Source organism: Kitasatospora sp. NPDC002040, from assembly GCF_040296785.1.
Taxonomy (GTDB): Bacteria; Actinomycetota; Actinomycetes; order Streptomycetales; family Streptomycetaceae; genus Kitasatospora.
Genome location: NZ_JBEOXV010000001.1, coordinates 65,204 through 78,147 on the forward strand (window position 1 = coordinate 65,204; position 12,944 = coordinate 78,147).

Here is a 12,944-nt window from a genome sequence, read left to right on the forward strand (position 1 = left end):
GGCCGCGGGCCGGGCGGGCGCGGTGGTGCGGCCGAAGGAGCGCCGCCGGGTGGTGGCGGCCCGGGTGACCGGGGAGCTGTTCATCACGCTCGGCCTGGTGATGCTGCTCTTCGTCTCGTACCAGCTGTGGTGGACCAACGTGCAGGCCGACGCGGCCGCCGACGGCACCCGCAGCCAGCTGGAGCAGCAGTGGAGCCAGCCGGGCCCGCCGCCGGCCGATCCCGCCCCCGGGGCGGGCAAGCCGCCGGCCGCCTTCGAGCCCGGGCAGGGCTTCGCGATCCTGTACATCCCCAAGCTCGGCCTCAAGTACCCGATCGCCGAGGGCACGGCCAAGCAGCAGGTGCTCGACAAGGGCCTGGTCGGCCACTACACCGGCACCGCGATGCCCGCCGACAAGGCCGGCAACTTCGCGATCGCCGCGCACCGCACGACACACGGTCAGCCGTTCCGCAAGATCGGCCAGTTGGTGCCGGGGGACCGGATCGTGGTGGAGACCGCGACCTCGTACTTCACCTACCAGGTGGCCGGCGGCATCCCGGAGACGCCGCCGTCGAACGTCTCGGTGATCCAGCCGGTGCCGAAGGGCTCGCCGTTCAAGGAGGCGGGCCGCTACATCACCCTGACGACATGCACGCCGGAGTTCAGTGCACGGGGAAGACTGATCGTCTTTGGCAAGATGGTGGAGGAACGACCGAGGAGCCAGGGACAGCCCGCCGAACTGACCGGCTGACGGGCCGACAGAAGGGCGTGGCGTGCAGATCCAGCTGAACGGGACCGCGCCGGTGCCGAAGCGGCGCAGCCGGGCCGCTGCGGCCCTCGGGGTGCTGGGCGAGCTGCTGATCACCGCCGGGCTGGTGCTGGCCCTGTTCGTCGGCTACTCGCTCTGGTGGACCGGCGTGGTGGCGGACCGTCAGGCCGGCACCGCCGCCGACCGGCTGCGCGACAGCTGGTCCGCACCCGCCGTGCCGGGACCGGAGCGGGCGCCCGCCGCACCGCCCGTGTACGCGGCCGGGGACGGCATCGGCTTCCTGCACGTCCCGGCCCTCGGCCGGGGCAACCAGACCCTGATCCGGATGGGCACCGACCCGCAGATACTGAACGAGGGCGTGGCCGGGGTCTACGAGCAGCCCTACCCCTCGGCGATGCCCTGGGACGCCCAGGGCAACTTCACCCTCGCCGCCCACCGGGACGGGCACGGCGCCCGCTTCCACGACCTCGACCTGCTCGGCCCGGGCGCCGCCGTCGTGGTCGAGACCCGGGACACCTGGTACGTCTACCGGATCGACGGCACCCTCCCGCAGACCTCCAAGTACGACACCGGCATCATCGCCCCCGTCCCCAAGGGCTCCCCCTACACCGCCCCCGGCCGCTACATCACCCTCACCACCTGCACCCCCGTCTACACCTCCCGCTACCGGATGGCCGTCTGGGGCTCCCTGCTCCGCACCGACCCGGTCGACAGCCACCGCACCCCGCCCCCCGAACTCCGCTGACCCCCGGCGCCTGCCGCCCGGAAGGCGCTCCGCGTGCGATCCGGTGCGCTGCGCCGAAGCGGTGACGGCCCGTCGGGAGCCCTCGTTGGCAGGGCGGCACCGGGGCAGCGGGCTCCGGCGCCGCGACTGCCGAGGAGGCGGGGACGATGGATCGTGAAGCGGTGCTGCTGGAATCCCGGACCATGCGGGGCGGCCTGGCCGACCGGGTCGAGGTGCTCGACAAGGTGAAGGCGCTGATGCTGCTGCCGGACGGGCTGCACATCACGGCGCGGATGGTGGCCGACTACTTCGAGGTTGGGGAAAAGGCTGTGAACAGCCTGGTGCAGCGGCACCGGGCGGAGTTGGAGGAGCACGGGTACACCGTGGTGCGAGGCGCTGACCTGCAGGTCTTTGTTAACTTCAATCTGAAGCTATCAAGGGGGACCGGCGCGGGCCTGGGGATCTACCCCCGGCGGGCGGTGCTGTGCATCGCGATGCTGCTGCGCGGCAGCGCCGTGGCCAGGGCGGTCCGGCGGGAGCTGCTGGAGCTGGCCGATCGGCCTGTGGACAACTCCCGGGAGTGGCAGCAGGCGGTGGCGGAGCTGCGTGCGGAGCTGGCCGAGGTCCGGCTGCTGTGCACGGCGATGCTGCGGCAGGCGCAGTTGGACCGGGAGCTGATAGCCGGGCTGAGTGTCCGGATGGCGGCCTGCCGGAGCGAGGTGCGGACGTTGGGCGGGCGGGTCGATCTGCTCTGCACGGTGTTCGCGGTGCCGTCCGGGCGGCGGCGCAGGCGGTGAGGAGACGCCGGAGGGGCCGCCCGGGTGTGGGCGGCCCCTCCGGTGGAGGCGGGTCAGTTGTTGGTGCCGCCGGTGGGGGAGGCGGGGGTGCCCTTGCCCGGCATGGTGAAGAGCTGGATGCTGGTGCTCGCGTCGACCAGCTGGTTCGGGCCGGGGTTGGTGTTCATGACGATGTTGTTGTTGTCGCCGCCGGCGCCGGTGAAGCTCCACTCCAGGCCGAGGGCCTTGAGGGCGGCGGTGGCGTCCTTGACCGTCTTGTTCTTGAGGTCGGGCACCTGGACCTTCTCCGGGGTCTTGTAGATGCTCAGGGTGACCTTGGAGCCGGTGGCCGCCTTGGTGTTGGCCTTCGGGTCCTGGTTGAAGACCTGGCCGACCTTGCCGGGGTCGGTGGCGGGGCTGGTCTTGACCTCGACGGTGAAGCCCTGGGCCTCCAGGGTCTGCCGGGCCACGTCCTCGGTCTGGCCGAGCACGCCGGGCACGTTGACCTTGCTCTGGCCCTGCGAGACGGTCAGGTTGACGGTGGTGCCGGGGGCGGCCTTGCCGGCCGGGTCCTGCGAGATGACCTTGTCCTGGGGGACCGTGTCGCTGGCCGCGTAGGTGATCTTGCCGACGACGAAGCCGGCCTTGGTCAGGGCCTCCTTGGCGGCGTCCTGGCCCTTGCCGGTCAGGTCGGGGACGTCGGCGGTCGCCGGTCCGCTGGAGACCTGCACGGTGATCTGGGAGTCACCGGCGACCTGGGTGCCGACGGCCGGGTTCTGGGTGCAGATCTGACCCTTCTTCACCGCGGCGTCCGGGCAGGCGATCTCGGCGCCCGCGACCAGCTGGAGCTTCTCGTTGACGTTCTTGGCCTTGGCCTTGGCCTCGTCGAGGGTCTGGCCGACCAGGTTGGGGACGGAGACCTTGCTGCCGCCGCCACCGCCGCCCTTGGTCATCGCGTCGACCACGAAGTAGGCGCCGACCAGCACCAGCACCGCCGCGATCGCCAGGATCACCCAGGAGGTGTTGCTCTTCTTCGGCTGGTTGCCGCGGCGGCCGCGGTCGTACTCGTCGTAGCCGCCGTTGTTCCCGCCGTTGCCGTTGCCGTAGCCGTCGGGCTGGTAGCCGTAGCCCGGCTGCGGGGAGCCGACCTGCGGCAGCATGGCGGTCTGGCCGGCCGGGCCCTGCTGCGGGAGCAGGTTGGTCTGGCCGTACGGGTCGTGCTGGGCGTTGGGGTAGCCCTGCTGGTCGTAGCCGTACCCGGCGGCGCCGTAGGCGGCGGCCTGCTGGGCGGCGGCGACCGGGAGGCCGTCGAGGAAGCGCTCGATGTCGTCGCGCATCTCGTCGGCGCTCTGGTACCGGTAGTCCCGGTCCTTGGCGAGCGCCTTGAGCACGATCGCGTCCACCTCGGGGCGGACCTCGGGGTCGTACGAGGACGGCGGCTGGGCCTCCTCGCGGACGTGCTGGTAGGCGACCGCGACGGGGGAGTCGCCGACGAACGGCGGACGGAGCGTCAGCAGCTCGTAGAGCAGGCAGCCGGCCGAGTAGAGGTCGGAGCGGGCGTCCACGGTCTCGCCCTTGGCCTGCTCCGGGGAGAGGTACTGGGCGGTGCCGATGACGGCGGAAGTCTGGGTCATCGTCATGCCGGCGTCGCCCATCGCCCGGGCGATGCCGAAGTCCATCACCTTGACGTTGCCCTGCCGGGTCAGCATCACGTTGGCGGGCTTGATGTCGCGGTGGACGATGTTGGCGCGGTGCGAGTACTCCAACGCCTGGAGGATGCCGATGGTCATCTCGAGCGCGCGCTCGGGCAGCAGCCGCCGCCCGGAGTGCAGCAGCTCGCGCAGCGTGGAGCCCTCGACGTACTCCATCACGATGTACGGGATGGAGATCCCGTCGATGTAGTCCTCGCCGGTGTCGTACACGGCGACGATCGCGGGGTGGTTCAGCGAGGCCGCGGACTGGGCCTCGCGGCGGAACCGGGCCTGGAACGACGGGTCGCGGGCCATGTCGGCACGGAGCGTCTTCACGGCGACGGAGCGGCCGAGCCGGGTGTCATGGGCGAGGTACACCTCGGCCATGCCGCCGCGTCCGAGGACGCCGCCGAGCTCGTACCTGCCGCCGAGGCGGCGAGGCTCTTCCATAGTTCCGACCCTCTCCCCCACCGGTTGGTGAGGATGTGACGTAGGTGGTCCCCGCACGCTGTGTTGGACGCTGCCGCCGTCACCTCGGTTCTGTGACGCCGACCCCGCGGCCGGGGCCGCGGGCGGCAGTGGGTACACCCGCTGCTTGCGGACACGCTACCCGCCCGACCTGGGGGAGCCGGAACGGACCGTAGGTCGATACCGGACCGGTATCGACCGGGCGGGTCCCATGGTGGCAGGGCGGAGCCGCCCCGGTGGGGGAAACTACCGGTCCAGTGCGGCCTTCATCACAGCCTTGGCGATCGGTGCGGCGAGCCCGCCGCCGCTGATCTGCTCCCGCTCGCTGGAGCCGTCCTCGACCACCACGGCGACCGCGACCTGGCGGCCGTCCGCGGCCTTGGCGTAGGACATGAACCAGGCGAACGGCAGCCCGGCGTTGTTCTCGCCGTGCTGGGCGGTGCCGGTCTTGCCGCCGACCTTGAGGCCGTCGATCTTGGCGTTCTTGCCGGTGCCGTTCTGCACCACGCTCTCCATCAGCTGCTGGAGCTTCTGCGCGGTGGCCGGGCTGACGGCCTGGCTGAGCTGGCGCTCGGAGTGCTTGGAGATGGTGGTGAGGTTCGACGCGCGCTCCTCGTCCACCAGGTAGGGCGCCATCAGTCGGCCGTCGTTGGCGATCGCGGCCGCGACCATGGCCATCTGCAGCGGGGTGGCCCGGGTGTCGTGCTGGCCGATCGAGTCCATCGCGGTGCCGTCGGGGCTCGACTTGCTCGGGAAGTACGACTCGGAGGCCCGGATCGGCACGTCGACGGCGGGGTTGTTGAAGCCGAACTTCTCGGCCTGGGCCCGCATCTTCTCGCCGCCCAGCTCGGCGCCGATCTTGCCGAAGACGGTGTTGCAGGAGTAGTCCATCGCGGTCTTCACGGTGGCCTTGCCGCAGGGCTCGTCGGGCGAGGCGTTCTTCAGCTCGACGTTGGTGCCGGGCAGGACGTAGCGGTCCGGGGTGTCGGTGACGTCCTCGATGTTCTGGTACTTCCCGCTCTCGAACGCGGCCGCCGCGGTGACCAGCTTGAAGGTCGAGCCGGGCGGGTACGTCTCGCGCAGCGCGCGGTTGAGCATCGGCTTGTCCGGGTCCGCGTGGAGCTCGTTCCAGGCCTTGGCGTCCTCGTCGCCGGTGCCGGCGAACCGGCCGGGGTCGTACGAGGGGGTGGAGACCAGCGCGAGGATCGCCCCGGTGCGCGGGTCGATCGCGACCGCGGCGCCCTTCTTGGCGCCGAGCGCGTCGAAGGCGGCCTTCTGCGCCTTGGGGTTGAGCGTGGTGACCACGTCGCCGCCCTGGCGCTCCTTGCCAGTCAGCATGTCCAGGGTGTTCCGGAAGAACAGCCGGGAGTCCGAGCCGGAGAGGATGCCGTCGGAGAGCGCCTCCAGCTGGCTGGTCTGGAAGGCCTGCGAGGAGTAGCCGGTGACCGGCGCCCAGAGCGGGCCGTCGACCCAGGCGCGCTTGTACTTGTAGCGGTAGCCGTTGACGAAGTCGGACCGGGTGATCGGCTGGCCGCCCGCGACGATGATGTTGCCGCGCGGGTGGGCGTACCGGTCGTACTTGTTCCGGTCGTTGTGGGAGTTGCCGGCCCAGGCCTCGGCCTGGACGCCCTGCACCCAGTTGACCCGGACCATCAGTGCCAGGACGAGCACCAGGCAGAAGATCGACACCCGGCGGATCGGCTTGTTCACGAGAGGGCTCCCCGGTTCTGTTCGGTCAGGCCCTCGGCCACCGGTGCCGGGACCGGCTCGGCGGCGGGGCGGCGGGCGCTGTCGCTGATCTTCAGCAGGATGGCGATCAGCGCCCAGTTGGCCACCAGCGACGAACCGCCCTGGGCCAGGAAGGGCATGGTCATACCGGTCAGCGGGATCAGTCCGGTGACACCGCCGGCCACCACGAAGACCTGGAGTGCGAAGGCGGAGGAGAGGCCGACCGCGAGCAGCTTGCCGAACGGGTCGCGGGTGGCGACCGCTGTCCGCAGGCCGCGCTGCACGATCAGCCCGTAGAGCACGAAGATCGCCATCATGCCGGTGAGCCCGAGCTCCTCGCCGAACGAGCCGAGGATGAAGTCGCTCTTGGCGGCGAACTGGATCAGCCAGGACCGGCCCTGGCCGAGCCCGGTGCCGGTGGTGCCGCCGGAGCCGAAGGCCATCAGGGTCTGGCCGATCTGCTCGGTGGACCCCTTCGGCGGGGTCGGGGCGAACGCGGCCATCGGGTCCAGCCAGGCGTCGATCCGGGTCTTCACGTGCGGTTCGGAGGTGGCCACCAGGGCCGCGCCGCTGATCGACATCAGCAGGCCGAAGACGATCCAGCTGGTCCGCTCGGTGGCGACGTAGAGCATCACCACGAACAGGCCGAAGAACAGGAACGAGGTGCCCAGGTCGGTCTCGAACACCAGGATCAGGATCGAGATCAGCCAGACCACGATGATCGGCCCGAGGTCGCGCCCGCGCGGCAGGTACAGGCCCATGAACCGGCGGCTGGCCAGCGCCAGCGCGTCCCGCTTGACCATCAGGTACCCGGCGAAGAACACGGTCAGGATGATCTTGGCGAACTCGCCCGGCTGGATCGAGAAGCTGCCGAACCGGATCCAGATCTTGGCACCGAAGTCCTCGTCCCGGGTGGGGAAGAAGGCCGGTGCGGCCAGCAGCACCAGCGCCACCACCATGGAGATGTAGGTGTACCGCTGCAGGATCCGGTGGTCCTTGAGCAGGATCACCACGCCGATGAAGAGCGCCACCCCGAGCCCCGACCACATCAGCTGGTTGGGGGCGGCCGCGAAGTTCTTCCGCAGCAGCGATCCGGCCTTGTCGAGCCGCCAGATCATCACCAGGCCGAGCCCGTTCAACAGGGTGGCCAGCGGTAGCAGCAGCGGGTCGGCGTACGGCGCGAACCGCCGCATCACCAGGTGCGCCACCGCCGCCAGTGCGCCCAGGCCGAGGCCGTAGCCCAGCATGCCGGACGGCAGCTTCTGGTCCATCGCCAGGCCGACGTTGGCGTACGCCAGCATCGGCACCAGCACCGCGAACGCCAGCAGCACCAGTTCGGTGTTGCGGCGGTTGGGGGCGCCCTGCGGGGTGATGGTGGTGGTCTCCCGACGCCGGCGGCGCGGTTCCTCACTACCGGTCTGACTACTGCTCAGGTCAAAGGTGCTCACGTGAAGGCCGCTCCCCGACGGCAGTGGGACAGCTGTAGGTCGGTGGCGCTACTGGGTCGGGCAGGAGGAAGCCAGCTTCTGCTCCTGCTCGGTCAGGACCGGCACGGTGCCGGGCGGCGTCGCGGCCACCTTCTTGCAGACGGCCACCTGGTCGCCCAGCTGCTTCACCTGCTCCTCGGCGTCGGTCAGGCTGGTGGCCTGGATGGTCTTGGTCACCTGGGTCCGCTGGTAGGCGGGCAGGAACTTCAGCTCGACCTCGCCGTGTGCCCGGTAGACCGAGGACAGATCGATGCCGGCCAGGGTCTGGTTGATGCCGCGGTAGACCGCGACCGACTCGCCGTCGGCCCCGACGTAGTACTGGTCCTGGGTCCAGCGCCAGCCGAAGTAGCCGGCGCCGCCGAGCAGTCCGAGCAGGACCAGCAGGGCGACCGAGAGCTTGAGCCAGCGGCGCTTGCGGCGCGGCTCGTCCTCGTACTCCTCGTACGGCTCCTGGGCCGGGTAGCCCTCGGCGGGGCCGAAGCCGGGCTGGTAGCCGTCGGCCGGGCCGAAGGCGCCCTGCGGGGCCTGCGGGCGGCCCAGGCCGGCCGCGCGGCCGGCCGGGGTGTTCAGGATCGCCTGGTCGGTGGCGCCGGGCGGGGTGTCGGCCACCGCGCCCACCACCACCGGGACGTCGGCCAGGCCGCTGCTGAGCAGGTCGGTGGCGCCGACGTCGAGGACGTCCGCGACCACGCAGGTGATGTTGTCCGGGCCGCCGCCGCGCAGCGCCAGCTGGATCAGCTCCTGGACGGTCTGCTCGGGGGAGTAGTAGCTCCCGAGCGTCTCCTCCAGGGTCTGGTGGCTGACCGGGCCCGACAGGCCGTCGGAACAGATCAGGTAGCGGTCCCCGGCCCGGACCTCGCGGATCGACAGGTCGGGCTCGACCTGGCCGCGGCCGTCCAGGGCGCGCATCAGCAGTGAGCGCTGCGGGTGGGTCTCGGCCTCCTCCGGGGTGATCCGGCCCTCGTCCACCAGCCGCTGCACCCAGGTGTGGTCCTGGGTGATCTGGCTGAGCGAGCCGTCCCGGAGCAGGTAGGCGCGGGAGTCGCCGATGTGGACCAGGCCCATCCGCTGCCCGGTCCAGAGCATCGCGGTCAGGGTGCAGCCCATGCCCTCGAGCTGCGGGTCCTCGTCGACCATCTGGCGCAGCCGCTCGTTGGCGCCGTGCACCGCGTCGTTGAGCAGGGTGAGCAGGTCGGCACCGGGGACGTCCTCGTCCAGCCGGACGATCGACCCGAGCACCTCGGAGGAGGCGACCTCGCCGGCCGCCGCCCCGCCCATGCCGTCGGCGACCGCCAACAGCCGCGGTCCGGCGTAGCCGGAGTCCTCGTTCCCCTCCCGGATCAGCCCCTTGTGGGATCCGGCGGCGAAGCGCAGCACGAGACTCATGCGGTCCGAGCCCTCCTTCGGGTGGACGGTGTGCTGTCCCTCATGCGCCGCTACTTCCGCAGTTCGATGACGGTCCTGCCGATTCGGATCGGCATGCCCGGCTGGAGCGGTGTCGGCGCGGTGAGCCGCTGCCGGTCCAGATAGGTGCCGTTGGTGGAGCCTAGATCCTCGACCGTCCACTGCCCAGTCTGATCGGGGTAGATCCTGGCATGCCGGGAGGACGCGTAGTCGTCGTCCAGCACGATCGTGGAGTCATGGGCCCGGCCGAGGGTGATGGTCTGCCCCTGGAGGGCGACCGTCGTACCGGCCAACGAGCCCTGGACGACCACGAGTTGGGTCGGGCCGCCACGGCGGCGACCGCCCTGGGTGGGCGGCCCGGACGCCTGCTGCGGCGGCCGACCGGCTCCGCCGGGGCCGGCGGTCGCGGCCGCCGGGGCGGCGGAGCGCCTGGTGGTGCGCTGGTTCACCTTGGTGCCGAACAGATCACTGCGGATCACCTGCACGGCAACGATGACGAACAGCCACAGCACGGCGAGGAAACCCAGCCGCATGACCGTGAGGGTCAGTTCTGACATAACCGCCCGCTCTACCCTTCGACCTGTCGGTAGACGATGGTGGTGCTGCCCAGGACGATCCGTGAGCCGTCGCGGAGCGTAGCGCGCTGGGTGTGCTGTCCGTCCACCACGATGCCGTTGGTCGACCCGAGGTCCAGCACCATCGCGGGCGTGCCGGGGCGGATCTCGGCGTGCTTGCGGGAGACCCCGGGGTCGTCGATCCGCACGTCGGCCTCGGTGGAGCGGCCGAGCACGCAGGCGTTCCCGGTGATCTGGTGGCGCTGCCCGTTGACCTCGATCCAGCGCCGGGTGGCGGCGCCGGTGTGGCCCGCGCCGGGGAACGGCCGGACGTTGCCGCCCGCCTGAGGGGGCGTCGGAGGCATCGAAGGGGGTGCGACGGGCGGCGGCGGCGCGCCGTACGGGGCTGCGCCCTGCTGCTGCCACGGTGCGCCGGGCGCGGGCGGCGTGGGCGGACGCCCGTACCCCGGCTGGGCGCCCGGAGCGGGGGCGGCGGGGGCCTGCGGCGCGGGCGGCTGCTCGGCCGCCAGCGTCCGGCTGCGCACCCGGTAGAGCCCGGTGTCCAGGTCGTCGGCCTTCTCCAGGCTGACCTGGAGCGGGCCCATGAAGCTGTACCGCTGCGCCTCGGCGTACTCGCGCACCATCCCGGCCAGCTCGGTGCCGAGCTGGCCCGAGTAGGGGCTGAGCCGCTCGTGGTCGTGCGGGCTGAGCTCGACGATGAAGTCGTTCGGGACCACGGTGCGGTCGCGGTTCCAGATGGTGGCGTTGTTGTCGCACTCGCGCTGGAGCGCGCCCGCGATCTCCACCGGCTGGACCTCGGACTTGAACACCTTGGCGAAGGTGCCGTTCACGAGACCCTCGAGTCGCTGCTCGAACTTCTTCAGTACTCCCACTGGGGCACCCCCTTCCAAGGGCGTTCGATCCGGCCGCTGCGCGGGCCCGATTGCGGTACTTCCGTACTGATCGTATCCACGCCCGGGCCATCCGTACGGTTCCCCTGGCACGGCGGGGCGCAAGCCAGGGCTACCCGGGGCGGGCCCGGCTCACCCCTCGCTCACCCGTTCGCCTGCACCCGACCGGCCACCTGCTGCGGCGACCCGGGCGGCCGGCGACCCGGTTGCCCCGCTCCGGTTGCGGACCGCCGGGAAGGGATTTTTGGCTCACCCGCAGGTCGTGCTAATGTTTTCCACGTCGGAAGGGGCAGCCGCAAGGCAGCCGGACAGAAGGCCAGCGAGACCCAGGTCGAGCCAGCCGGAAGAACTTACGGCGACACCCATGCGCGGGTGGCGGAATAGGCAGACGCGCTGGATTCAGGTTCCAGTGCCCGAAAGGGCGTGGGGGTTCAACTCCCCCCTCGCGCACCAGCAGAAGGTGCCTCTCGAAAGAGAGGCACCTTCTCTTGTTTTCCGCCCACGGACCCCCACAGCGCCCGCTCGGGCCGCTCCCAGGACGGGTCGGCGGAGCACGAACGTCCTCAGACTCCTCCCAGGTGGCCGTGCCACGCTGTGGCAGCCGTCGTCGCCGGTCCCTGTCTCCGGGGCGGAGCGACCGGTGCCCAAGAGCGTCACCCAGCTCTCCTGGAGTCCCCATGCCCGTTGCCGTTCCGGGGGGCCGTACCGTCCGGCGCCTGGTGCGCCGCCTGTGCCGGCCGCCCGTCCGGGCCGCCTTCGCCTCCGCTGCCGCCTCCGCCGGGCCGGAACCCGCGCCCGACCCGGTGGCCCTGACGGAGCGTCGGCTGCTCGGGCTCCACCCCGGCCTGGTCCGGCACGCCGGACACCTGGCCGGGGTCCGGGACGACCTGCTGTCCTGGCAGGCCAGGGACGCCAACCTGGGCGAGGTGGCCGGGGCCCTGGACGCGGCCGGCCTCGACTACGCGCTGGTACCCGGTCACGGCTTCCGGCACCGGCTGGCGATCCGGCCGGGGGACCGGGCCGCCGTCCTGGAGAGCTGTGTCGCGGCCTTCGCCGACCAGCCGGTCTACTTCGAACTGCTCGGACACGGAAGGGAGTTGGGCCTGAACCCGGCCGAAGGGCTGCCCGCGCTGGTGGCGGCGGTCGAGCGGGTCCCCGAACCGGAACCGGCCGGCGCGGCGGAGCCGGCCGAGCCGCCGGAGCCCGAGCGGGTCAAGGGCCTGCGGGTCTTCCGTCCGAGCGTCACCACCGGCCGGACGCTGTACTACGGCGCCGACCACGGCTGCGAGCTGGAGTTCTGGGACGCGGACGCGGAGGGCTCCGGTGCGGTCGCCTCGATCGACGAGACGCCGTTCGGCTCGTGGCTGCCCTCGCTGGAGACCAGCGCCTCGGTGCGGATCGCCGACCGCGACGTCCCGGTGCTCGGCCTGCTGGCGGGGACCTTCCCCGGGGACATCGACTTCCCGATCGACGCCGTGATCACCTGGGTGGACGACACCGACGAACGGTGGCAGCAGCGCCGGGCCGGGGCGCTGGCCGCGGCGGAGCCCGAGCTCCGGCTGGACGCCGCCGACCACCGCTACCGGAACCGGGACGAACTGCGGTACTGCCTGCGCTCGATCGCGAGCTACGCCCCGTGGGTGCGCCGGATCTTCCTGGTCACCGACGACCAGGTGCCGGCCTGGCTGGACACCGCCCACCCCGGGGTGACGGTGGTGGCGCACCGCGAGCTGTTCGCGGACCCGGGCGTGCTGCCGGTCTTCAACTCGCACGCGATCGAGACCCAGCTGCACCGGATTCCCGGCCTGGCTGAGCACTTCCTCTACTTCAACGACGACCTGTTCCTCGGGCGGCCGGTCCGGCCGCAGTCGTTCTTCCTCGGCAGCGGGCTGCCCCGGGTGGTCCGGAACAGCAGGACGGTGCCGCCCGGCGGGCGCAGCACGGCGGACAGCGTCTACACGGCCGCGCAGAAGAACGCCCGGGCCGTCCTGCTGGACGCCTTCGGCCGGATCTACCCGCAGATCCTCAGCCACTCGCCGTACCCGCTCTGCCGGAGCCTGCTGGCCGCCTCGGCCGAGCGGTTCGCGGCGGGGCTGGCGGCCACCGGCCGGTCCGTGTTCCGCAGCGCGGCCGACCTGCCGCCGATCACGCTCGCGCTGTACGCGGCGCACGCCACCGGGCAGGCGGTGGACGCCCGGCTGGAGCACTTCTACGCGGTCACCGACCGGCCCGGTGAACTCGACCGGCTGGCCGACCTGTTGGGCCGGCGCTGGGCGGACACCTTCTGCCTGGCGGACGGCGGTGGCGGCGAGGTCCCGGCCGAGGAGCAGGGCCGGGTGCTGGCCGCCTTCCTGCGCGACTACTTCCCGGTGGCCTCCCCGTACGAGCTCGCGCCGCCGGCCGGGCCCGGGTCGGCCGGGGCGGCCGGGCCGGACTGACGGCGGACCGGGAAC

The 12,944-nt window shown here is 71.8% G+C and carries 9 protein-coding genes, 1 tRNA gene and 1 pseudogene; 5 read left to right on the forward strand and 6 right to left on the reverse strand.

The window, feature by feature from the left end:
• Positions 1-100: 100 nt before the first annotated feature.
• From ABT118_RS32680 to ABT118_RS00315, 3 genes and pseudogenes are all read left to right on the forward strand, one after another.
• Positions 101-634: pseudogene (locus ABT118_RS32680) on the forward strand (class E sortase); the annotation flags it as partial.
• Between the two features lie 118 nt (positions 635-752).
• Positions 753-1,493: a class E sortase gene (locus tag ABT118_RS00310; protein WP_350643893.1), complete on the forward strand. Its 741-nt coding sequence runs from the start codon at positions 753-755 to the stop codon at positions 1,491-1,493.
• Positions 1,494-1,639: 146 nt separating this feature from the next.
• Positions 1,640-2,269 (forward strand): hypothetical protein, encoded by a 630-nt coding sequence (locus ABT118_RS00315; protein ID WP_350643894.1) that lies wholly within the window; start codon positions 1,640-1,642, stop codon positions 2,267-2,269.
• 53 nt (positions 2,270-2,322) lie between these two features.
• Here the strand turns inward: ABT118_RS00315 and pknB are convergent, their stop codons facing one another.
• The 6 genes from pknB to ABT118_RS00345 all read right to left on the reverse strand — a co-directional run bounded on the left by pknB (position 2,323) and on the right by ABT118_RS00345 (position 10,473).
• Positions 2,323-4,389 (reverse strand): Stk1 family PASTA domain-containing Ser/Thr kinase, encoded by a 2,067-nt coding sequence (pknB, locus tag ABT118_RS00320; protein WP_350643895.1) that lies wholly within the window; start codon positions 4,387-4,389, stop codon positions 2,323-2,325.
• A gap of 264 nt (positions 4,390-4,653) precedes the next feature.
• Entirely contained in the window at positions 4,654-6,117 is a 1,464-nt protein-coding gene (locus ABT118_RS00325) for a peptidoglycan D,D-transpeptidase FtsI family protein (RefSeq protein ID WP_350643896.1), read from the reverse strand.
• Positions 6,114-7,508, reverse strand: coding sequence for an FtsW/RodA/SpoVE family cell cycle protein (locus ABT118_RS00330; RefSeq protein WP_350645066.1), 1,395 nt, complete (start codon positions 7,506-7,508; stop codon positions 6,114-6,116). The genes ABT118_RS00325 and ABT118_RS00330 overlap by 4 nt, the downstream gene beginning before the upstream one ends.
• Before the next feature lie 123 nt (positions 7,509-7,631).
• Complete coding sequence (locus ABT118_RS00335) at positions 7,632-9,008, reverse strand: PP2C family protein-serine/threonine phosphatase (protein WP_350643897.1); 1,377 nt, start codon at positions 9,006-9,008, stop codon at positions 7,632-7,634.
• A gap of 50 nt (positions 9,009-9,058) precedes the next feature.
• Complete coding sequence (locus tag ABT118_RS00340; protein WP_350643898.1) at positions 9,059-9,583, reverse strand: FHA domain-containing protein FhaB/FipA; 525 nt, start codon at positions 9,581-9,583, stop codon at positions 9,059-9,061.
• Between the two features lie 11 nt (positions 9,584-9,594).
• Complete coding sequence (locus ABT118_RS00345; RefSeq protein WP_350643899.1) at positions 9,595-10,473, reverse strand: FHA domain-containing protein; 879 nt, start codon at positions 10,471-10,473, stop codon at positions 9,595-9,597.
• Between the two features lie 384 nt (positions 10,474-10,857).
• On the opposite strand from ABT118_RS00345, the gene ABT118_RS00350 reads away from it, so the two are divergent.
• Positions 10,858-10,944, forward strand: a tRNA-Leu gene (locus tag ABT118_RS00350).
• A 224-nt stretch (positions 10,945-11,168) separates the two neighbouring features.
• Positions 11,169-12,929: a stealth family protein gene (locus tag ABT118_RS00355; protein WP_350643900.1), complete on the forward strand. Its 1,761-nt coding sequence runs from the start codon at positions 11,169-11,171 to the stop codon at positions 12,927-12,929.
• Positions 12,930-12,944 lie beyond the last annotated feature (15 nt).

What these genes read in the sequence shown, in the direction of transcription:
- ABT118_RS00340 (WP_350643898.1), bottom strand. Translation starts at nt 9,583, where the DNA reads ATGTCAGAACTGACCCTCACGGTCATGCGGCTGGGTTTCCTCGCCGTG.
- ABT118_RS00355 (WP_350643900.1), top strand. Translation starts at nt 11,169, where the DNA reads ATGCCCGTTGCCGTTCCGGGGGGCCGTACCGTCCGGCGCCTGGTGCGC.
- ABT118_RS00315 (WP_350643894.1), top strand. Translation starts at nt 1,640, where the DNA reads ATGGATCGTGAAGCGGTGCTGCTGGAATCCCGGACCATGCGGGGCGGC.
- pknB (WP_350643895.1), bottom strand. Translation starts at nt 4,389, where the DNA reads ATGGAAGAGCCTCGCCGCCTCGGCGGCAGGTACGAGCTCGGCGGCGTC.
- ABT118_RS00335 (WP_350643897.1), bottom strand. Translation starts at nt 9,008, where the DNA reads ATGAGTCTCGTGCTGCGCTTCGCCGCCGGATCCCACAAGGGGCTGATC.